The sequence below is a fragment of the Nocardiopsis sp. CNT312 genome, assembly GCF_000515115.1.
Lineage (GTDB): Bacteria > Actinomycetota > Actinomycetes > Streptosporangiales > Streptosporangiaceae > Nocardiopsis.
In genome coordinates, this window is record NZ_AZXF01000025.1 from 56,395 (window position 1) to 78,131 (window position 21,737).

General features: G+C 72.0%; 16 protein-coding genes. 6 read left to right on the forward strand and 10 right to left on the reverse strand.

Annotated features, from left to right (window positions below; all coding sequences use genetic code 11):
• Positions 1–67: 67 nt before the first annotated feature.
• The 5 genes from typA to B042_RS24380 form a co-directional block, all read right to left on the reverse strand.
• A complete protein-coding gene (typA, locus tag B042_RS0112840; protein ID WP_028648633.1) occupies positions 68–1,960 on the reverse strand; it encodes a translational GTPase TypA in 1,893 nt (630 codons plus the stop codon).
• Positions 1,961–2,060: 100 nt separating this feature from the next.
• Positions 2,061–2,489 carry a (deoxy)nucleoside triphosphate pyrophosphohydrolase gene (locus tag B042_RS0112845; RefSeq protein ID WP_028648634.1) on the reverse strand — a complete coding sequence of 143 codons (429 nt, stop codon included), beginning with the start codon at positions 2,487–2,489 and terminating at the stop codon, positions 2,061–2,063.
• Between the two features lie 380 nt (positions 2,490–2,869).
• Positions 2,870–5,125: an ATP-dependent RecD-like DNA helicase gene (locus B042_RS0112850; RefSeq protein ID WP_028648635.1), complete on the reverse strand. Its 2,256-nt coding sequence runs from the start codon at positions 5,123–5,125 to the stop codon at positions 2,870–2,872.
• Positions 5,126–5,149: 24 nt separating this feature from the next.
• Positions 5,150–5,575 carry an MmcQ/YjbR family DNA-binding protein gene (locus tag B042_RS0112855; protein WP_028648636.1) on the reverse strand — a complete coding sequence of 142 codons (426 nt, stop codon included), beginning with the start codon at positions 5,573–5,575 and terminating at the stop codon, positions 5,150–5,152.
• Between the two features lie 64 nt (positions 5,576–5,639).
• On the reverse strand, positions 5,640–6,791 hold the full coding sequence (locus B042_RS24380) for a hypothetical protein (RefSeq protein WP_051415667.1): 1,152 nt from the start codon (positions 6,789–6,791) through the stop codon (positions 5,640–5,642).
• 229 nt (positions 6,792–7,020) lie between these two features.
• On the opposite strand from B042_RS24380, the gene B042_RS0112865 reads away from it, so the two are divergent.
• Positions 7,021–8,097: a serine/threonine-protein kinase gene (locus tag B042_RS0112865; RefSeq protein ID WP_028648637.1), complete on the forward strand. Its 1,077-nt coding sequence runs from the start codon at positions 7,021–7,023 to the stop codon at positions 8,095–8,097.
• Positions 8,098–8,101: 4 nt separating this feature from the next.
• On the opposite strand, the gene B042_RS0112870 is transcribed toward B042_RS0112865, so the two are convergent.
• Both B042_RS0112870 and B042_RS0112875 read right to left on the reverse strand, forming a co-directional pair.
• Positions 8,102–8,650 carry a hypothetical protein gene (locus B042_RS0112870; protein WP_028648638.1) on the reverse strand — a complete coding sequence of 183 codons (549 nt, stop codon included), beginning with the start codon at positions 8,648–8,650 and terminating at the stop codon, positions 8,102–8,104.
• Positions 8,651–8,744: 94 nt separating this feature from the next.
• Positions 8,745–9,479, reverse strand: a complete 735-nt coding sequence (locus B042_RS0112875) for a hypothetical protein (RefSeq protein WP_155989066.1) — start codon at positions 9,477–9,479, stop codon at positions 8,745–8,747.
• A gap of 215 nt (positions 9,480–9,694) precedes the next feature.
• Between B042_RS0112875 and B042_RS0112880 the strand changes: the two genes are divergently transcribed.
• On the forward strand, positions 9,695–10,363 hold the full coding sequence (locus tag B042_RS0112880; protein WP_028648640.1) for a response regulator transcription factor: 669 nt from the start codon (positions 9,695–9,697) through the stop codon (positions 10,361–10,363).
• A 62-nt stretch (positions 10,364–10,425) separates the two neighbouring features.
• On the forward strand, positions 10,426–11,709 hold the full coding sequence (locus B042_RS0112885; RefSeq protein ID WP_028648641.1) for a cell wall metabolism sensor histidine kinase WalK: 1,284 nt from the start codon (positions 10,426–10,428) through the stop codon (positions 11,707–11,709).
• A 4-nt stretch (positions 11,710–11,713) separates the two neighbouring features.
• On the opposite strand, the gene B042_RS0112890 is transcribed toward B042_RS0112885, so the two are convergent.
• From B042_RS0112890 to wecB, 3 genes are read right to left on the reverse strand one after another with little or no spacing between them, the layout of a single operon-like run.
• Positions 11,714–13,921, reverse strand: coding sequence for a glycosyltransferase (locus B042_RS0112890; protein ID WP_231493992.1), 2,208 nt, complete (start codon positions 13,919–13,921; stop codon positions 11,714–11,716).
• Positions 13,922–13,979: 58 nt separating this feature from the next.
• A complete protein-coding gene (locus B042_RS0112895; protein ID WP_028648643.1) occupies positions 13,980–15,647 on the reverse strand; it encodes a hypothetical protein in 1,668 nt (555 codons plus the stop codon).
• A 43-nt stretch (positions 15,648–15,690) separates the two neighbouring features.
• Positions 15,691–16,803, reverse strand: a complete 1,113-nt coding sequence (wecB, locus tag B042_RS0112900; RefSeq protein ID WP_028648644.1) for a non-hydrolyzing UDP-N-acetylglucosamine 2-epimerase — start codon at positions 16,801–16,803, stop codon at positions 15,691–15,693.
• 271 nt (positions 16,804–17,074) lie between these two features.
• Here wecB and B042_RS0112905 point away from each other — a divergent pair, with 271 nt between their 5' ends.
• The 3 genes from B042_RS0112905 to B042_RS0112915 all read left to right on the forward strand — a co-directional run bounded on the left by B042_RS0112905 (position 17,075) and on the right by B042_RS0112915 (position 21,631).
• Positions 17,075–18,799: a glycosyltransferase family 4 protein gene (locus B042_RS0112905; RefSeq protein WP_231493994.1), complete on the forward strand. Its 1,725-nt coding sequence runs from the start codon at positions 17,075–17,077 to the stop codon at positions 18,797–18,799.
• 100 nt (positions 18,800–18,899) lie between these two features.
• Positions 18,900–20,240 (forward strand): nucleotide sugar dehydrogenase, encoded by a 1,341-nt coding sequence (locus B042_RS23065; protein WP_036554890.1) that lies wholly within the window; start codon positions 18,900–18,902, stop codon positions 20,238–20,240.
• A 239-nt stretch (positions 20,241–20,479) separates the two neighbouring features.
• Positions 20,480–21,631 carry a glycosyltransferase family 4 protein gene (locus tag B042_RS0112915; protein ID WP_028648646.1) on the forward strand — a complete coding sequence of 384 codons (1,152 nt, stop codon included), beginning with the start codon at positions 20,480–20,482 and terminating at the stop codon, positions 21,629–21,631.
• The last annotated feature ends 106 nt before the right edge of the window (positions 21,632–21,737 follow it).

Genomic DNA, 21,737 nt, shown 5'->3' on the forward strand with positions numbered 1-21,737 from the left:
TGACCTGCCCAGAAACACCTCGCGGGCGGACCGCCGTCGGCGGTCCGCCCGCGGTGGGCGAGATGTCCTACTGCTGCTGGCGCTTGCGGTGGGCCGTCATCCGGGCCCGCTCCTTCTGGTCCAGGACGACCTTGCGGATGCGCACGTTCTCCGGGGTGACCTCGACGCACTCGTCCTCTCGGCAGAACTCCAGGGCCTGCTCCAGGGACAGCTTGCGCGGCGGCACCAGGCGGACGAGTTCGTCGCCGGTGGCCGAGCGCATGTTGGTGAGCTTCTTCTCCTTGGTGATGTTGACGTCCATGTCGTCGGCGCGCGAGTTCTCGCCGACGATCATGCCCTCGTACACCTCGGTGGTGGGCTCGACGAAGAGCGTGCCGCGCTCCTGGAGGTTGAACATCGCGAAGGCGACGGCGACACCGGCCCGGTCGGCGACCAGGGAGCCGTTGGGACGGGTGCGCAGCTCCCCGAACCACGGCTCGAACTTCTCGAACACGTGGTGGGCGATGCCGGTGCCGCGGGTCTCGGTGAGGAACTCGGTCCGGAAGCCGATGAGGCCGCGGGAGGGCACCAGCCAGTCCATGCGCACCCAGCCGGTGCCGTGGTTGACCATGTTCTCCATGCGGCCCTTGCGTACGCTGAGGAGCTGGGTGATGGCGCCCAGGAACTCCTCGGGGGCGTCCACGGTGAGGCGTTCGACGGGCTCGTGCTTCTTGCCGTCGATGACGCGGGTGACCACCTGCGGCTTGCCGATGGTGAGCTCGTAGCCCTCACGGCGCATCTGTTCGACGAGAATGGCCAGCGCCAGTTCGCCGCGGCCCTGTACCTCCCAGGCGTCGGGCCGCTCGGTGGGCAGGACGCGCAGGGAGACGTTGCCCACGAGCTCCCGGTCCAGGCGGTCCTTGACCAGGCGGGCGGTCACCTTGGCCCCCTTGACCCTGCCGACCAGGGGCGAGGTGTTGGTGCCGATGGTCATGGAGATCGCGGGCTCGTCCACGGTGATGAGCGGGAGCGGGCGCGGGTCCTCCGGGTCGGCGAGGGTCTCCCCGATCATGATCTCCGGGATGCCGGCGATGGCGGCGATGTCGCCCGGCCCCGCCTTCTCCGCGGGCTGACGGTCCAGACCGTCGGTCATGAGCAGTTCGGTGATCTTGACCTGCTGTGTGGTGCCGTCGCCGCGGATCCACGCGACCTGCTGGCCCTTGTGCAGTTCGCCCTGCTGGACGCGGCACAGCGCCAGGCGGCCGAGGAAGGGGGAGGCGTCCAGGTTGGTGACGTGGGCCTGGAGGGGGGCTCCGGGGGTGTACTCGGGCGCCGGGATGGTGTCCAGGATGGTGCTGAACAGGGGGACGAGGTTGTCGTTGTCGGGGAGTTCCCCGTTGCCGGGGCGCTCCAGCGAGGCCTTGCCGTCGCGGGCACAGGTGTAGACGATGGGGAACTCGATCTGCGACTCGTCGGCGTCCAGGTCCATGAACAGCTCGTAGGTGTCGTCCACGACCTCGGCGATCCGGCTGTCGGGCCGGTCGACCTTGTTGATGACGAGGATGACGGGGAGCTTGGCGGCCAGTGCCTTGCGCAGGACGAAGCGGGTCTGCGGGAGGGGGCCCTCACTGGCGTCGACCAGCAGCACCACCCCGTCCACCATCGACAGGCCGCGCTCGACCTCGCCGCCGAAGTCGGCGTGGCCGGGGGTGTCGATGATGTTGATGACCACGTCCTCGCCCTCGGGCGTGGTGTAGTGGACGGCCGTGTTCTTGGCGAGAATGGTGATGCCCTTCTCGCGCTCCAGGTCGTTGGAGTCCATCACGCGCTCGTCGACGTCCTGGTTGTCACGGAACACACCGGACTGCCAGAGCATGGCGTCGACGAGGGTGGTCTTGCCGTGGTCCACGTGGGCGACGATGGCGACGTTGCGCAGGTCGTTGCGGCGTGCGGAGCCCTCGACGGGCGTAGCGCTGGACATGGGAAAGTCTCGATCTCCTGATACTGGGAAGAGACCGCAGAGTGCCACGGCCCGTTGCCAGTTTATGCGGTAAGAGCCGACTGGTTGGGAAACGTGCAGGTCAGAATGGTTGGCCGGGGGCGGTCAACAGGGTGGTGAGCGGCTCCAGGAAGGGGACGTCGACCGGCAGCCAGTCGAGGTCGGCGAACTCGTCGCCCCGGACCCAGCGCAGGGACAGGTGCTCCAGTGCCTCGGGCTCACCCTCGACCAGCTCGGCCCGCCACAGTTGGAACACGGCGGGGCGGGTGTGCCCGTCCCTGGCGGCGAGGAAGGGAGATTCGGTGCCGACCCGCCGCAGGGGCCGGACGGTGACGCCCAGTTCCTCCTTGCACTCGCGCGTGAGCGCCTCGGCGGGGGACTCCCCTCCGTCGACCTTGCCACCCGGGAACTCCCAGCGACCGCGCAGGGCCTCGGGTGCGGCCCGTTGGGCTGCCAGGACCCGATGGTCACGGACGATGGCGGCGCCCACCACGATCAGAGTGTCACTCACGTTCCCCCACTCTAACGGCCCCCTCCCGCCCCACTTCGCCCGGTGTCGGTTGACGGGCGCCCGAGCACCGTTCCGAGCCCCACCCGTCCAGCCGACAGGCAACGTGCGGGAGCAGCGCGAGGGCGCCGCCGGTGTCTGCAGGAGGAGTCTCTGACGCAGCGAGGAACGAGCAAGGCAGTAGCGACGACGAAGACGCCGGCCTCCTTGGCGCCCGAGCACCGGCCGAACTTGTGAGGCCGCAAAGACACAGCCCGGGCACCGTCCGCAGAGGGGAGGAACGGTGCCCGGGTGCCGTCGCTCTCCGAGGGGAGTGTGCAGAGCGCCGGCGTCCGGTGTGGTCCGGGTCCCGTTCCGGGCGGAACGAGGAAACTGCCGCCACCTTAGTCACCACTGTCGGTTTCCGGGGTGGAAACGGAAACCTTTCCCAGATTTTCCAGCCTGTACGCGAGCGAGGTGAACCGGCGGCCGGAGGAGGCGTTGCGCACGGCCTGCGCGAGCGCGCGGCGGGATCCGACCAGGACCACCAGCTTCTTCGCCCGGGTGATGGCGGTGTAGAGCAGGTTGCGCTGGAGCATCATCCACGCGCTGGTGGTGACGGGCACGACCACGGCGGGGTATTCGCTGCCCTGGGAGCGGTGCACGGTGATGGCGTAGGCGTGCGCGAGTTCGTCGAGTTCGGCGAAGTCGTAGGTGATCTCCTCGTCCTCGTCGGTGCGCACTGTCACCTCCTGGGCAACCTGGTCGAGGCCGGTGACCACGCCCAGCGTCCCGTTGAAGACGCCGTTCTCCCCCTTCTCGTAGTTGTTGCGGATCTGTGTGACCTTGTCGCCGACGCGGAAGATCCGGCCGCCGAAGCGGCGTTCGGGCACGTGTTCGCCGGGCGGGGTCACGGCGGCCTGGAGCGCGGTGTTGATCTGGGCGGCTCCGGCCGGGCCGCCCTTCATGGGGGTGAGGACCTGTACGTCCCGGCGGGGATCGAGTCCGAACCTGCGGGGGATGCGGCGGGCGACGACGTCGACGGTGAGCTCGGCGGCCTGCTCGGCCTCCTCGCAGGGGAAGAGGAAGAAGTCGTCCATGCCCTCGAACTCGGGGCGCTCGCCGGTGTTGACGCGGTGGGCGTTGGTGACCACACCGGACTGCTGGGCCTGGCGGAACACGTGGGTGAGGCGGACGCTGGGGACGGGCGACCCCTCTTCCAGAAGGTCGCGCAGCACCTGCCCGGCCCCCACCGAGGGGAGCTGGTCGACGTCGCCGACGAACAGGACGTGCGCGCCCGGCGGCACCGCCTTGACGAGTTTGTTGGCCAGGATGAGGTCGAGCATGGATGCCTCGTCGACCACGAGGAGGTCGCAGTCGAGGGGGTGGTCGCGGTCGTAGGCGGCGTCGCCTCCGGGACGGAGTTCGAGGAGGCGGTGGACGGTGGAGGCCTCCACCCCGGTGAGTTCGGTGAGGCGCTTGGCAGCGCGTCCGGTGGGCGCGGCCAGGACGATCTTCGCCTGCTTGACCGCGGCGAGGGTGACGACGGAGGCCACCGTGAAGGACTTGCCGCAGCCCGGCCCGCCGGTGAGGACGCACACCTTCTGGGTGAGGGCGGTGCGCACGGCCGCCCGCTGGGCCGCGGCGAGTTCGACCCGGGTGCGCTCGCGCAGCCAGCCCAGGGCCGCCTCCCAGTCCACGCCGGAGAAGGCAGACAGTCGGTCCAGGGGGTGTTCCAGCAGGGAGCGCAGACCGGAGGCCAGGCCGATCTCGGCCCGGTGCATGGGCAGGAGGTAGACGGCGCGCACCGGCTCGCCCTCGGGGCCGGGGACCGTCTCACGCGCCACGCCCTCGGTGGCGACGAGTTCCTCCACGCACTCGATCACCAGCCCGGTGTCCACACCGAGGATCTTCACGGAGGCGGAGATGAGCCGCTCCTCCGGCAGGTAGACGTGGCCGTCGCCGGTGGACTCCGAGAGCGTGAACTGGATCCCGGCCATCACTCGCTGGGGGCTGTCGTGCGGGATGCCGACCGCCTGGGCGATGGTGTCGGCGGTCTTGAACCCGATCCCCCACACGTCGGAGGCCAGCCGGTAGGGCTCCTTCTGGACGACGTCGATCGACGCGTCGCCGTACTTCTTGTAGATGCGCACGGCCAGGGACGTGGTGACCTCCACGCCCTGGAGGAAGACCATGACCTCCTTGATGGCCTTCTGCTCCTCCCAGGCGTCGGCGATGGACTTGGTGCGCTTGGGGCCGAGCCCGGGGACCTCGATGAGCCGCTCGGGGGTCTGCTCGATGACGTCCAGGGCGTCGGTGCCGAAATGTCCGACGATCCGCTCGGCCATCTTGGGGCCGATGCCCTTGATGAGGCCGGAGCCGAGGTAGCGGCGGATGCCCTGCACGGTGGCGGGCAGGACGGTGGTGTAGTCCTCCACCTGGAACTGGCGCCCGTACTGCGGGTGGGAGCCCCACCGGCCCTGCATGCGCAGCGCCTCGCCGGGCTGGACCCCGGCGAGGCTGCCCACGACGGTGAGGAGGTCGTGTGCGCCCTTCCCGGTGTCGACCTTGGCGACGGTGTACCCGTTGTCCTCGTTGGCGTAGGTGATCCGTTCGAGGACGCCCTGGACGACGGAGGGGCGGAAGGGGGTGTCGGACACCGGATCGTCACCTTTCCCGGTCGGTCACTCGGTCTGCGCCTCGGGCCCTCCCCGCGACGGTGCGCCCGGGATCTCTGGCGTACCGTCGCCCAGGGCGGCGAGCACGCGGTCGCGGTCGGCCCGGCGCAGGCTGCGGGCGACGAGCACGTAGGAGTGCCGCAGCATCTCCACGAGTTCGTCGTCGGGCACGGTCCCGTCCAAAAGGACGGTGTTCCAGTGTCGCTTGCTCATGTGGTAGCCGGGGGTCACCGCCGGAAACTGGTCGCGCAGTTCCAGGGCGAGCGCCGGATCGCACTTGAGATTGGCCGCCGGTCCCGCCTTCCGGTCCATGAGCAGTGCGAACATCTTCTGCCCGGCCACCTTGTAGACGAGGCCTCCGGGGCCGAAGGGCTCGCTCTCGGACGTCTCCGGGAACCAGAGGGCGGCGTCGACGAACTGTTCGGGGGTCATGTACGTCCCCTCCTCTCCCCTCGACCCTGCCAGAGCGGACCGACGTTCGGGACCGTCGCCGCTCTCATCGCCCCTCCTCCGGGGCCGGTCCGTCGAGCCCGTCACCGGTGAGGGAGGCCAGCCGCAGGGCCAGTTCCTGGGCCTGGACCAGGGCGGAGAGCGCGTCGTCCTGCTGTGTGTGGCCGGTCCCCGCCTCCACGGCCAGGGCGTCGAGCCGGGCGGCGGCCTGGCGGTCGTAGCGCTCCATCTCCGCCTCGCGGACCTTGCCCGCGTAGTCCTCCAGCACGCGTACGCGCGCCTCCACCCGGGCGGCGTCCTCCTCCAGGGCCTCCCTGGCCCGGGCGGCGGCACGGCGGCTGTGCTCCCCCGGGGTGGGGGTGCTCGCCATCGTGCGCCGGGTGCGCGTGTGGCCGCGCAGGCTGTCGGCCAGGCCCCACTCCACGTCGGCCAGGACGACCCGGTTGCGTACGGTGTCCAGCAACAGGCCCTGGTTGTGCAGGGAGGAGGCCAGCACGGAGTCGACGGCGGCCTGGGCGCGGGCGAGGAGGGCGCGGGCCGGGGTGTCCAGCATGGCGGGGGCCACGTACCAGTCTCCCATCTCGCGCAGGAGGGCGTCGTCCTCCCGCGCGCGGTCGGTGAGTTCCAGTGCGGGGCCCTGCCGAGTGGTGCCGGACACCGACGCGGCGATCCCCCGCAGGGCGGCGGCCCCGCCGACCACTGCGCCCGTGACGACGACGAGGAAGACCACGGCGATTCCGCCGATCGCCGCCAACGCCGTGAGGCCGGCCGTTCCCGCGCCGCACACGCCGAGGAGCACCCATAGCCCCTGGCCGGCACCGCTCCTCCTCCGCGCGGGCGGTCGGCTCGGCCGGTACCGGGGCCCGGCGCGGTGGGCCTCGGCGAGCCGCTGCGCGGTCCCCTCCGGGACCTCGGGGTGCACGCTGAGGCGGCGCGGCATGTCGTCGGCCACGGCGCCGGGGGTGCGGGCCAGCAGGTCGCGGAGACCGATCCCGCGCTGGGTGAGCACCAGGTTCCGGACCCGGCGGTCCCGGGTGGCGAGCCCTTGGTCGGCCAGGGACCGGACCGCCTCTCCCGGGGTGTGGCTGCGCAGGCACAGGACGCCGGGGAGCTGGGGGATCGGGGTCGCCTCGTGCAGGGCCCGCGAGGCCGCGGCCGTGACCTGAACGATCGAGCCGTCGGCGAGGGTGAACTCCATGGCGCCCCTTTTCGGATGGCGAAGGACAACCGATCCCGTTGTATGTGTACCACTCCGGTTCGGGGTTGGACCCTCGCGGCGGCGCGGTGGTTCCCGAGGCGTGCGGGCCGTGCCCGGCACCGGTCCGTCCCTGTCCGGGCCGGCGGAGAAGACGCGCTGGCCACCGGCCCGGCGGTAAGGGGAGGGAGTAGGATCCCGGGACCACATCCCCCACGGATCGGACCACGCGATGAAGGCACGCGGCATTCGCAGACTCGCCCCCCTCGAAGACGACGACCCGCGCTCCGTCGGCGGGCACCGGATCCGGGGCCGGGTGGGCGCGGGCGGCATGGGGACGGTCTACGCCGCCGAGTCCCCCGGTGTGAGCGGCTACCTGGCCGTGAAGGTGGTACACGCCGCCCAGGCGGACGACCGGCGTTTCCGTGAGCGCTTCGCGCACGAGGCGCGGCTCCTGGCGAGGGTCAACAGCCCGTCGGTGGCCCGGTTCGTCCGTGCCGACGTGGAGGCCGAGCGGCCGTGGATCATCACCGAGTACGTGCCCGGTCCCACGCTCCGCCGCCACGTGGAGCGCTTCGGCCGGCTGCGCGGCGGGATGCTGCTCGGCCTGGCCGCCGGGACCGCCGAGGCGCTGCGGGCCGTCCACGACGCCGGGGTGGTGCACCGCGACCTCAAGCCGAGCAACGTGGTGCTGTCCGCGCGGGGACCCAAGATCCTGGACTTCGGTATCGCGCACCCGGTGGAGGACCCCGACCCCACCAAGTGGATCAGGCTGCGCCGGATGCGCCGCGCCTACCGCGACCTGCACCTGCCGTCGCCGGAGGCGCTGTCCGACGAGCGGATCGCGCACCGGGTCGACAAGCTGGGCACGCCGGGGTGGATGAGCCCGGAGCAGTACGGGCGCCAGCCCACCACGCAGAAGGCGGACGTGTTCCTGTGGGGGGCGACGGTGGCGTTCGCCGCCGCGGCGCACGACCCGTTCGGGCACGCCCACCCCAAGGAGATGGCGCGCCGGGTGATGTTCGAGGAGCCCGACCTGGACCACTTGCCGCCGGGGCTGGAGCGCCTGGTGACGGCGGCGATGGCCAAGGACCCCGACGAGCGCCCCGAGGCCGGGGAACTGTTGCGGGCCTGCCTGGGCCTGGAGAACAGGGACGGCGGGGTGCGCCCGCCCGAGGGGGACCCCGGCCCGGCGTCGGTGCGCTCCCTGCTCGCCCGGCGGTGGACCGAGGTGGCGGTGCGCCCGCCGCTGCCGGCCCGTGCGGGGCGGTGGCCGTTCGGACGCGAGGAGGGCGCCGAGGAGGGCTGAGCGGTCAGAGCAGGCCGTAGTAGGCGCGCCCCTCCCGGGAGAACATGAACGCCGCCATGGTGACCGCGAAGCCCAGCGGCACCAGGGACAGGAGGTCTCCGCCGAGGACCGCCCAGCCGAGCATGAGGGCGGCTGCCGTCTGGAAGACCACGATGCCCCAGAACACGCCGACCGTCCGCCGCCGGACGCGGGAGGCCAGGAAGGTGGACAGCAGGCCGTACACACCGGTGACCACCGCCATGACCGCCATCATCGAGCGCATCGCCTCGGCCGTGACCACGAGTTCGACGCCCTGGCCCGACGCGATCTCCGCCTGCTCGGCCACCGCCTGGTCCACGGCCTCCGAGGGCATGGCCGTCCCCATGAGGAACATCGCGGACAGGGCGAGTCCGCAGGCGCCGCCGATGAACATGAGGGTGCGCACGATCGCGACCTTGCGCGGTGCGGGCGCGTCGGGGTGCAGGGCGTCGAAGTGGGCTCCGAAGCCGAAGAGCCCGCCGCGTCCGCTGCTCGCCCCGTCCGGGTCGTACGGGTCCTGGCCAGAGGGAAACACGGAGGGCCTCCGAGGGGTCGACGGGCGTACGGGTCCATGGTAGAGGCGCACCGCCCCGTCGGTGCGCCCCACCGCGGGTCCGGTCCGCCGGATTTCAGGAGCAGCCGCTGATCTCCTCCGCGGCGGTGACCATGGCGTCGCGCTGGTCCTGGCCCATCACGCCCTCCTCGTCGAACCAGAGGAGCACGAAGTGGCAGGCGCTGCGCACGTCGACGAGATCCGAGTCCTCCTGCCCCTCCAGCGCCGCGGCCGCCAGCAGGGCGAGGCCGGATCCGTCGAAGGCGACGACGCGCATGAGGTTCGTGTCCATCGCCGTCGTGCACTGGAGCGGGGCGGGATGCTCGCCCTCCGCCGTGGAGCACACGTCCGCGGTGATGTTGAGCCGGTCGCTGATGTCGAAGTCGCCGTCGAGCTCTCCGACCAGTTCGGGTGCGGTGATGAGCTCCTCCGACGCCTCGGTGGGGGGCGGCTCCGGTGCGGGCTCCTGGGAGGGCGTCGTCTCCGGTGCGGGCTCCGGCGTCGGCCCCTCTGGAGGGGGCGCGGAGGGCGTGGTCAGCGGGACGTCCTCCTCTTGGGCGAGGCCGTCGAGCACGGACCCCCCGAGGGAGAGGCCGCCGCCGAGGAAGGAGCCGCCCGCCAGGACCGCGATGACCGCGAGCACCGCCACCGTTCCGGTCCCGTAGCGGCCGGGGGGCTTCGGAGGCGGCTGGGGCGGTGTGGTGCCGGGCGCGCCCCAGTGCGGCGGGGGCCCGGGAGGGGGCGGAGGCCCCTGGGGAGGGTGGGTCGGGGGGCCGAAGCCGCGCCCGGGTTCGGGGTGGTGGGGGTGCACGTAGGACTCCTCGGGTGCTCGGACCGGGGTCGGCCCCGACGGGCCGCCCACGCGCGGACCAGCTTCCCAGTTTTATCATGAGAAAGCAAAGAATATTAAGCAAATAATGCTTGTCACCATTTGCCCGTTATGTGAATAGCGCATTTTCGACCAACCCTGGGACATCCGGCGCGCATAATAGGGAAATGCACGACCCGGGACCTACGATCAGGACCATGACCTGCGTTTTGCTGGCCGAAGACGATGTCTCGATCTCCGAGCCCCTCGCGCGCGCACTTCGCCGCGAGGGCTACACGGTTGACGTGACCGTCAACGGCATTGAGACACTCGACCGTGCCCGTGGGGGAGACATAGACCTCATGGTCCTGGACCTCGGGTTGCCGGAAATGGACGGGCTCGAGGTGGCACGTCGGCTGCGCGCCGAGGGTCACGGAACGCCGATCCTCATCCTGACGGCCCGGGCCGACGAGGTTGACACCGTCGTCGGCCTCGACGCCGGGGCCGACGACTACGTCACCAAGCCCTTCCGCCTGGCCGAGCTCCTCGCCCGTGTCCGGGCCCTCCTGCGCCGGGGCGGGGCCGAGGTCCCGGTCGTCCACGGCGTACGGATCGACAACGACTCCCGCCGGGCCTGGCTCGGCGACCGCGAACTGCAACTGACCACCAAGGAGTTCGACCTGCTGCGCGTGCTGGTACGCGACGCCGGAAAGGTCGTCACACGCGAGCAGATCATGCGCGAGGTGTGGGACACCAACTGGTGGGGATCGACCAAGACCCTGGACATGCACATCTCCTGGCTGCGGCGCAAACTCGGCGACGACGCCAACCAGCCGTCCTACATCACGACCGTTCGGGGCGTGGGATTCCGGTTCGAGCGGGACTGAGCGGGCTGGATCCACGCGCTCGGCGCGCATCGCCCGCCCGGGTCGCACGAACGTGAGGTGACATGCGCAGGCGGATGGTTTTCTCCACCCTGGTGGTGACCGTCATCGCCATCATGCTGCTCGGGCTGCCTCTGGGCGCGCTCACCTACAACCTCGTCTACAACGAGACCGTCCGCCAGCTCCAGTCCGAGGCCGAGGTCGTCGGCGTGGAGGCCGACCACCAGATCAGCCACGAGGACGTCGTCGACCGCCCGCTCCTGGGCGGTACACCCGCTAACCGCTACATCCGCGTCACGCGCGAGGGCGAGGAACCGGTCACGTCCGGCCCGACGTCACTCGCCCCGGGCCGCCCCGGGGGACCGGAGACCCTGATGGCCCAGACCGTCACCGAGGAGGGCACCCTCGTCGAGATCTGGGTCAGCGCGCAGAGCGCCCAGGAGAGCGTCCTCCGGGCCTGGCTGGGCATCGGGTCGCTGTCACTGCTGGCGCTCGGCGTGGCCGTCGGCCTGTCCGTGCTCCAGGCCCGCAGGCTCACCCTGCCCCTGGTCGACCTGGCAGCGACCGCCGAACGCCTGGGGTCGGGCGTGACCACCCCCTGGGGCCACCGCTACGGGATCCCCGAAGCCGACCGGGTCGCCGAGGTGCTCGACCGCAGCGCCGAGCGCATCGCGGGTCTGATCGCCACCGAACGCCACTTCGCCACCGACGCCTCCCACCAACTGCGCACCCCGCTCACCGCCCTCACCATGCGCCTGGAGGAGATCGTCGCCGTCGCCGACGACCCCGAGGCCGTGCGCGAGGAGGGCGAGGCCGCCCTCGCCCAGACCGAGCGCCTCGTGGAGACCGTGGAGAGCCTGCTGGGGCGGGCCCGCAAGAGCCAGAACCCCGAGGTGGAGGCCGTGGAACTCGACCCGGTCCTCCGCGGCATCCGCGAGGAGTGGCAGCCCGTCTTCCGGCAGGAGCGTCGGAAACTGGTGATCGCGGGCGAGGACGGACTGACCGCGATGACCGTGCCCGGCGACCTCGCGCAGATCGTCGCCACCCTCGTGGAGAACGCCTACAAGCACGGCGCGGGCACGGTCACCGTCCGCCGCGTGTTCACCGGTAACTCCGTGCGCGTGGAGGTGAGCGACGAGGGCGAGGGCGTGCCCGAGGAGCTGGCCGGACGCATCTTCGACCGCGAGGTCAGCGGCGGCGGCGGCACCGGCCTGGGGCTGGCCCTGGCCCGGCACATCGCCGAGGCCGAGGGCGCCCGTATCGAGCTGGTGCAGACCCATCCGACCACGTTCGCCCTGTTCCTCCCCTCCGGAGGGGAGGGGCTGACGAAGATGGCCGGCCCGTTCTGAGCGGTCAGGCCACCGAACGCGACTCCGCCGACCGCGGCACCTTGCCGCTCACCACGAGTTCGGTCCACAGGGACCGCACACGGGAGAGCCCGTAGGCCGACACCACCTCCGAGCGGGCCCGCTCGGCCTCCTCGGCGAACCGCCCCTCGGACACGGTCGCGTGGACGGCCTCCGCCATCGCCACGGCGTCGTCGTGGATCCAGTGCGGGTCGTAGATCGTGTCCGCGCCCGGCCACGGCAGCAGGGCGGGGACACCGCCCGAGGCCGCGCACTCGGCTGGCGCCAGGTGGAAGGACTCGTCGTCGCTGGTGGAGAGCATGAACCCCACCCGCCGCAGCCAGGTGGCCACGTCCGGACCGAACGGGTCGAACACCACGGCCGGGGAGAGCAGTTCGTCGCGCTGGATACGCCGGTAGACGCGCTCGAAGTAGGAGCGCTCCTCCGGCCGGTTCCAGATCCACCAGTAGTCCCACGGCTGCTTGGTCTTCACCGACAGCGTGTACCGGGGGTCCATCCGGCGCAGTTCGGCGAGCACGTCCAGCCCCCGGTCCAGGCGCTTGCGCGAGGGGGCGATCCCGACCATGCCCAGGGAGTACTCCGCCCCGGCGAGCTTGGGCCGGTCCAACTGCGCGTCGTCCACCCAGTTGGGGACGACGATCACCTTGTCGTCGGGCCAGCCGGTGATGTCGCGGGTGAGGTCGGCGTAGTGGGGGCTGACGCACACCACCGCGTCCACCTTGTCGATGTCGAGCTTGCGCGGCCACTCCGCGTAGAGCTCGAACCGGTGCAGGCGCACCACCAAACGCTGGTCGGGGCGCTTCCACTTGGCGTAGAAGAGGGCGTTGGGGCCGCACCACTCGCAGATCACCACGTCCGCCCAGCCGGCCAGCTCACGGGAACGGTACTGGTCGTGGGTGCGCAGCCCCTCCCACTGGTCGATGCGCACGTCGAGTCCGGGCAGCGACTCCAGGTACTCCGCCAGCCGGGTGAAGAACTTGAGGTCGTGCCCGGCCACCACGACCTTGAGCGGAAGCCCGGGGTCGGTGCCGGCGGGCGCGGGCGGGAGGGCCTCGGCCAGGCAGGCGCGCAGGCGCTCGGCGGCGCGGTCCAGGGCGTGGTCGGCGGCGGCCTCCCGACAGCGGTCGGCGGCGTCGGCGTAGACGGAGCGGTCGGCGTGGGCGCGGGCGACGACCGACGCCACCGAGGCGGTGTCGGTCCCCGCGAAGAGCGGGTAGTCGGCACCGAGCATCGCCTCGTGCATGGGGGTGCGGTTGAGCACCACGGGCAGGCCGAGCGCCCCCAGTTCGAGCACCTTGGTGGACAGTTCGAGGCTGGCGTCCATCGACGGGTCGCGCCAGGAGAGCCCGAAGTCGCACTCGGCCGCCTGGCGCAGCGCGTCGGCGCGCGACATGCCGCCGCGCCAGTCCACGCCCGGGGTGCCCTCCAGGGCCTTGCGCATCCGCTTGACCCAGTCGGCGGGGTCGGCGTGGATCTTGTCGCCGATCATCACCATCTCGGACTCCACGCCCAGCCGCTCCAGCTCGGCGGGCAGGGAGGTCATCTCCAGGGTGTTCCACTTGGGCGCGAACTTGCCGGTGTAGGCCAGGCGGGCGCGCGCGTGCACCTCGCCCTGGGCGCGCACGCCGTCGGGGACCACGACCACGGGCGGGAACAGGACGGACCGGCCACAGGCCGCGGGGACCGACGACTCCAGGAACGCCCGCAGCTCCTCCGTCTGGCAGAGCAGGAACCGGGAGGCCAGCGCGATGTCGGTGAGCTCGGCGGTGGCGGTGGCCGTGAACTCGGAGACGCTGTGCGGGAAGTCGGTGAGGTAGGTCCACAGCCGCCCGGACAGGGACTCCTCCTGCGCGGCCAGCCCGGCCAGGCGTCTGCCCCGGACGACCACCAGGTCGAAGCGCGACCGCCCGTCCTGTCGGGTGATCAGCTCCACGGCCTGTTCCGGGGTGAGCCCGCGCGGCCCCAGGTCGGGCAGGAGCTCGTCCTCGTAGGGCCGCAGCAGCCGGACCCCCGGCGTCTGGGTGAGGGGCGCGGTCAGGCGGTCGGTGCGCACCGGCGCCTTCAGCAGGAGGGTGACCTGGCATCCGGCGGCGACCAGGGCCTGCGCCATCGACTGCGCCCAGATCGCGGAACCGTCGATGATGTTGAGGTCCACGTCCCCGTACAGGAGTGCGCGCGGAGGAGGTGTACTCACGTTCTTCCCTTCGGATGCTTTCGGGTTGCCCCTGCGGGGCGTTCGGAGCGGTCGGGGGTCAACCGACCGCACCGGTGGAGGCGGCGGTGTGCGCGGGGTCATCGCCTCCGGCGCCGTGGTCCTGCCCCAGCGCCAGGAGCCGTCCGCCCCGGCGGTTCCACTCCCGGGGGTCCCACCCGCGCCTGAGCAGTCCGGTCCGAGCCAGCTCCGGGGTGACGGAGCCGACGAAGACGTACTGCGCGGTAGGCCGGTCGAGGAAACCGCGTCCGTCGAGCGGCTCACCGTCGGTGTCGGGGGTGCCGACCGCGTCGGCGCCCGAGCACTCCGCCGCGCACACCAGGTCGGCGAGGCGCTGTTCGGTGAGGTTACCGCGCCAGGGGTGTGCCCAGGGAGAGGTGGCCCTCTCGGCCAGGACGGCCCACCGGTCGGTGCCGGGCGACCCATCGCGCACGGTGCGGACGGCCACCCCCTCCGAGCGCAGGCGCCTGACCCCCTCCAGCGTGGCCGCGGCGGCGGGAACGACCACCTCGGCGGGGCGCAGCCGGGACGCGAGGAGTTCGGCGGCCAGGCGTTCAGCCTCGGCCTCCCCCCCGGGTTCGGCGAGGACCGCCACCTGTCGGCCGCGCAGCGGCAGCCGGGCGCCCGCGGTGCCCGGAGCGACGTCGAGTCCGTCGAGGACGGCGGCCAGGCGGACCGGGGTGGCCTCGTCGAGGAACACCTGGCGCAGCAGCGCGCGCTGCTGCGAGGCGCTGGGCCCGTCCTCGCGCAGCCGGGGCACGGACACCGCGAGGTCCTCCGCACCGGGTCCCGGCAGGGGGGTGTGCCCGACCACGCGGGCCCCGCAGGCGCTGGCGCGGCGGCGGAGGCGTTCGGTGCTGGGGGTGCCTTCGGCGACCACCGCGACGTTGGCGGCGCGCAGTGCCTCGGCCAGGTCGGGGGCGTCGGCGTCGACGACCCGCGCACCGAGGTCGGCGAGGATCTCGGGGACCGGCTCGTCCTCGCGGGCGCGGACGTACACGGCCCGGGTGCCCGTCGCCAGTGCCGCGGCGACCGGGTTGAACAGGTGGAGGGGCACGCCGGCGTCGCCCTCGTGGACGCGGTCGAATCCCAGTGCGCGCAGACCGGGAGGGGCCGGGGCGTCGTCCAGGAGTACGGTCGGCACGCCGCGTGCGGCCGCCTCCTCCAGGACCCAGTGCAGGGAGCGGGTGCGGTCGGCCGTGGCGGGGTCGCCGACGTGGGCCCAGGGCGACCCGGCGCCGGCGGCCGAGGAGGAGACGAGGACGAGGTCGACGTCCACACCGTCCATGACGATCTGGGCGTCGTGCGGGCGCAGCGGCACGCAGCGGACGTAGGGCTCGACGGCGGCCTGGACCTCGGGGCCCACGACGGTGGCGGCGACCAGGCGCTCCTCGCCGAACCCGGCCAGGCCGGTGAGCAGGCGGGCCTCCTGGCGTTCGGCGTCGAAGGAGCGGATCGGCGCGGCGCTCTGCCGGCGCTGGACGTGGCGGCTCTCACCGCTGCGGCGCCAGAGGCGGTAGAGATCGCGGGGCAGGCGGACCAGGGAGCGGCCGGGCCGCTTGGCGGCGGACGTCAGCGCGCGGCCCACCTGGAGGGAGGTCGACGCCTCCAGGGTCGCCAGCCGTGCCCGTGCCTCCTGGAGCTGGGCCTCGCGTTCGGTGAGCGCCTGCTTGAGCTGTTCGGTCTGGCTCTGTTCGCGCCGTTTCACGGTCTGCCACCTCTTCTGGTCGGATCGGCGTCTCTCACGGTGCTCACCTGGACCACTGGGCGAGGACGGAGGCGATGCGGCGCCCGGCCCGGCCGTCCCAGAGCGGGGGGCCGTCGTCGCCGATCCGCTCGGGCCCGCGGCCGTCCAGGACCTTGGCGAGGGCCTGGAGGAGGTCGGCCTCGGTGACGAGCTGGTTGGTTCCGTGGGTGATGGTGACGGGCCGCTCGGTGTTGGGGCGCAGGGTCAGGCAGGGGACGCGCAGGATCGTGGTCTCCTCCTGGACGCCGCCGGAGTCGGTGACGACCGCGGCGGCGCCGCGGACCAGCGCGACGAAGTCGAGGTAGCCGAGGGGTTCGAGGAGGCGCACGCGCGGGTGGTCGCCGAGCCCCGCGTGGTCGAAGGCGGCCTTGCCGCGCGGGTGCACGGGCATGACGACGTCGGTGCCGTCGGCGATCTCGTGCAGCCGCGCGACGAGGCGGGCCACGGTCGCCGGGTCGTCGACGTTGGCGGGCCGGTGCAGGGTCGCGGCGACGTAGCGTTCGGGCAGGTCGAGCCGGGAGCGCAGGGCGTCGGCGTCGAAGCGGTCGAGGTTGTCCAGGAGGGTGTCGATCATGGGGTTGCCGACCAGGTGCACCCGCTGGGGGGAGATCCCCTCGGCGGCCAGGTGGCCGACGGCTTCGGGGCTGGTGGCGAAGCACAGGTCGCTGAGCTGGTCGGTGACGCGCCGGTTGATCTCCTCGGGCATGGTGTCGTCGAACGAGCGCAGCCCGGCCTCGACGTGGGCGACCGGGATGTGGAGCTTGGCGGCGACGAGGGCGGCGGCCACGGTGGAGTTCACGTCTCCGTAGACCACGACCATGCCCGGCCGCCGCTCGGTGAACTCCTTCTCCAGGCCGACCATGAGCGCGGCCGTCTGCGCGGCGTGCGAGCCCGATCCGACACCGAGATCGACGTCGGGGGTGGGCAGGCCCAGGTCACGGAAGAACACGGCGGACATGCGGTCGTCGTAGTGCTGTCCGGTGTGGACGACCGCCTGGTGCGCACCGCGCTCGCGCAGGGCCGAGACGACGGGGGCGGCTTTGACGAAGTTGGGCCGTGCCCCGACGATGTGCACGATGCCGGTGTCCTGACTCCCCAGGGGAGCGCTCGTTGCCACGACTCTCACTTGTCCTTGCTGTTGGGGTGGTGTGCGCCCGCGGGGGGCGCGGTGGAGGGGCGGGTCGGTCGTGCGGGGACGGTGTCGGCGTCCGACGCGGCCGGTCGGGCCGGTTCCTTGCCCGAGCCGTACCATCCGCGTCGCCGTGGTGTCACCACTTGGTCACGTTCGCGTGGTTGTGTGACTGACCGTGCATGACACCCAGACTTCCCAACCCCGCATTCCGCGCCCGCGCACCCGGTGGGTGCGAGCGCTGACGTTCACCGCTACGTTGGCCTGGCGACACCTGAGGTCCGATCCCGCACGGCTGCCGCTGCTGGCGCTGCGGCTCTCGCCCGGCCCCCTGCGGCGCGGCGCACGCGCCCTGGCCTCCCGCGCCGGGGGCCTGGCGGACGCCTACGGACTCTGGGACCAGGGTCGGCGTGAGGAGGCCCGCCGCGCGGTCCTGGCCGCCGCGCAGGGCGCACCGCCGCGGCGCATGGCCCGCATGGTGGCCGCCTCCCTTGCCGCGGGAGACGCCGATACCGCCCGCGACCTGGTGGAACAGATCCCGGAGGGGCGCTACCGCACCGCCACGGAGTACCGGACGGCTCTGGCCACGGGGCGCGTGGTCCCCACGTCCTCGTCGCCTGACCATCACGGAATCAAGGTAACCCGTGGCCTGCGAACGCGACCCGACGACACGGTGAACGCTCGGCGACCGGAGGCACCGGAAGATGAACGCCGACGTGTCGAAGGGGTTCCGGCCTCCCCCGGGGCGGGTGTGCGCGTCCTCCACCTGGTGACCAACGCGCTCCCGCACACCAACGCGGGGTACACCCAGCGTACGCACCGCATCGCCACGGCCCAGCGCGAGGCCGGGATGGACGTGCACGTGGTCACGCGGGCCGGGTACCCGCTCACCAAGGGGATCGCGGATCCGCGCACCCGGGTGGCCGTGGACGGGATCGAGTACCACCGCCTGCTGCCGTGGACGGCGCCCGCCGACGCGCGCGGTGAGCTGGAGGCGGGGCTGCGGCTGGCGACTCCGCTGGTGGAGGCGCTGCGCCCGGACGTGCTGCACGCGGCGAGCAACCACCACAACGCGCGGCTGGCGCTGGAGCTGGGGCGCCGGTACGGCCTTCCGGTGGTGTACGAGGTGCGGGGCTTCCTGGAGGAGTCCTGGCTCTCGCGGGACCCCTCCCGCAGTGTGGACGACGCGTTCTACCGGGCCGAGCGTGCGAGCGAGACGGAGTGCATGCGTGCCGCGGACCTGGTGGTGACGCTGGGCGGGGTGATGCGCGCCGACATCGAGGCGCGGGGGGTGCCGCGCGAGCGCCTGCTCGTGGTCCCCAACGCCGTGGACGTGTCGTTCCTGGATCCCCTCCCCTCGGGGGAGGGGGTGCGCCGCGGTCTGGGGATCGGCGCGGACGCCTACGTGGTGGGCACCACGACCAGTTGTTTCGGCTACGAGGGGTTGGACGTGCTGCTGGACGCGGTGGCGGTGATGCGCGGGCGCGGCGAGGAGGCGCACGCGCTCGTGGTCGGGGACGGCCCGGAGCTGCCCGCCCTGCGGGAGCGGGCCGGGCGGCTGGGACTGGACGGCTTCGCCCACTTCCCGGGGCGGGTTCCGGCCGGGGAGGTGCGGCGGCACCACGCCGCGCTGGACGTGTTCGCGGTACCGCGCCGGGACGAGCGGGTGTGCCGTCTGGTGACCCCGCTCAAGCCGGTGGAGGCCATGGCCGGCGGGCTCCCCGTGGTGGCCAGCGACCTCCCGGCTTTGCGAGAGATCGTGGAACCCGGGGTGACGGGGGAGTTAACTCCGGCTGGCGAATCGGAACAACTCGCTGATGTACTGACAAAACTCGCTTACAGTCGAGAAAAGCGGGCTTCATACGGCAGCGCCGGTCGGAAGTATGTCGGAACCGACCGAACGTGGACACAAGCCGCCTACCACTATGGCCAGGCGTACCGCACCCTACTTCGGAAAATGTCCGAACCGGGCCAAATCCCGTGAGTGAGGGCTGCGGCTGTCTACACTTGGACACCCCACCCTTCCCAGGCTGTCCTTGAATCAGTGCGCCCGTTCACCAAACGAATGCGAGTGTGACCGCGAAGTGGATGCCGCAGCCTCCAACTCAGTTTCCGTCCCCGAACAGACCTCCGCGGAGAGCGTCGACCTGGTGGTGCTCGGCCTCGGTTATGTCGGCCTGCCGCTGGCCGCCGAGGCGGTCTCCGCCGGCCTGTCGGTCACGGGCCTGGACCTGAACCGGGCCGTCGTCGAGGGCCTCAACCAGGGCCGCTCGCACGTGGACGACCTCTCCGACGCCGACGTGGCCGCCATGGTCACCGCCGGGTTCACCGCCACCGCCGACCCCGCATGCCTGGGCCGGGCGCGAACCGTCGTGATCTGCGTGCCCACCCCGCTCTCGGACGAGGGCGGCCCGGACCTGGGCGCGGTGCGCTCGGCGGCCCGCTCCATCGCCTCCCACCTGGCGCCGGACACCCTGGTGGTGCTGGAGTCGACCACCTACCCCGGCACCACCGAGGAGGTACTGCGGCCGCTGCTGGAGGAGTCCGGTCTCATCGCGGGCGCCGACTTCCACCTGGCGTTCTCGCCCGAGCGCATCGACCCGGGCAACGCCACGTTCGGGGTGGCCAACACCCCCAAGGTGGTGGGCGGGCTCACCGAGGCGTGCGGGCAGGCGGCGGCCGACTTCTACGGCCGGTTCGTGCACACGGTGGTGCGCACCCGCGGCACGCGGGAGGCGGAGATGGCCAAGCTGCTGGAGAACACCTACCGGCACGTCAACATCGCCCTGGTCAACGAGATGGCCATCTTCTGCCAGGAGCTGGGCGTGGACCTGTGGGACTCGATCGGCGCCGCGGCGACCAAGCCGTTCGGGTTCCAGGCCTTCCACCCCGGCCCGGGTGTGGGCGGGCACTGCATCCCCATCGACCCGAACTACCTGTCGTACAAGGTCAAGACGCTGGGCTACCCGTTCCGGTTCGTGGAGCTGGCCCAGGAGATCAACGGGCGCATGCCGGCCTACGTGGTGCAGCGCGCCCAGGAGCTGCTCAACGAGGCGGGGCTGGCGCTCTCGCGCTCCAAGGTGCTGCTGCTGGGCGTGACCTACAAGGCCGACATCGCCGACCAGCGCGAGTCCCCGGCGCGTCCGGTGGCGGCCAAGCTGGCGGCCAAGGGTGCCGAGCTGGTCTACCACGACCCGTACGTGGAGTCCTGGGAGGTGGACGGCAGGGCCGTGGAGCGGGCCGAGGACCTGGAGGCGGCACTGGCCGAGGCGGACCTGACGATCCTGCTCACGGCGCACTCGGAGTACCGGGCCAAGCGCCTGGTGGAGTGCGCGCGGCTGCTGCTGGACACCCGCGGTGTGCTGCGCCGCGACCAGGACGGTGAGAGCGTCGGCACGGACCCCGAGCACGTCTCCGTCCTCTGACGGCCACGGCACGGAGCCACAGGGCGCCCCGAGGGACGATCACCTTCGTTCATCAGGGCGCCCTTTCACGTTCACTGTCGGACCACCCAAGGTTCACCTATTCATCCCCATGTGTCCATCGAGCCTTTTTCGCCCCGTTTTCGCAGGTGAATACCGTGTCGGAAAGCTGGTACCGCCACAGAGAAGCGGATCATCTTTGTCAGAAGACCCCATTCGGTGACACTCGTAGGTGATGTTCAATGCACGCGCTCGTGGCCACGGTGGTGCACCACCCTGAGGACGCACGGATCCTGCACCGGCAGATCACCGCTCTGATCGACGCGGGTCACCAGGTGACCTACATCGCCCCGTTCCGGGAGTGCGGAGTGACCCCCCGCGAGGACCTGCTCGCCGTGGACGTGCCCCGCGCCTCGGGCCGCGAGCGGCGGCACTCCCTGCGCGCCGCGCGGGCGGCCCTGGCCGAGCACGCCCCGAAGGCGGACCTGCTCCTGTTCCACGACCCCGAACTCATCCTCGCGCTGCCCGCCAAACGTCCGGTGACCGTATGGGACGTCCACGAGGACACGGCGGCCTCCCTGCTCACCAAGCCGTGGGTGCCCCGGCCACTGCGGCGTCCGCTGGGGCTGGTGGTGCGGGCCTTCGAGCGCTACGCCGAACGCCGGATGAGGCTGCTCCTGGCCGAGGAGGGGTACCGCTCGCGCTTCCGCGGCGACCACCCGGTGGTGCCCAACACCACCGACGTTCCCCTGGCCCCGGCCCGCGAGCCCGGAGACGACCGGGTGGTCTACCTCGGCCACGTCTCGATGGCGCGCGGCGCCCGCGAACTGGTCGAACTGGGCCGGACCCTGAAGCCGCACGGGGTGCGGCTGGAGGTGATCGGCGGCGCCGACACGGGCGTGCGGACCCTGCTGCGCGAGGCCCAGCAGGAGGGCTCGCTGTGCTGGTACGGCTTCGTCCCCAACGACCGCGCGCTGCGGATGTGCGCCGGTGCGCTGGCCGGGGTGAGCCTGCTGCACGACGCCCCGAACTACCGGCACTCGATGCCGACCAAGATCGTGGAGTACATGGCGCACGGACTGCCCGTGGTGACCACGGCCAACCCGATCGCCAAGACCCTGGTGGCCGAGCGCGAGGAGGGGCCCGCGGGTCTGGTGGTGCCCTTCGACGACGTTCCGGCGGCGGCCGAGGCGGTGCTGCGCCTGCGCGAGGACGCGGACCTGCGCCGGTCGATGGCGCGCACCGGGCACGCGATCACCCGGTCCTCCTTCCACTGGCCGACCCAGGCCCGGCTGTTCGTGAAGCAGTTGGAGGAGTGGGTGGCCGAGTCCGCGCCGGGAACGCCCTCGGTCCCCCGGCCCCGGGGAGAGCGCCGGGGCGCCGCGCGGGAGTGAGTCCGCGCACAGATTCGTCGATAGGAAATATCTTCCTGGGCAACCATGTTGGTGCCGGTGATGCGTGAACCCCCGGTTCACGCTGGTCAAGGCAGTAACCGAGCAC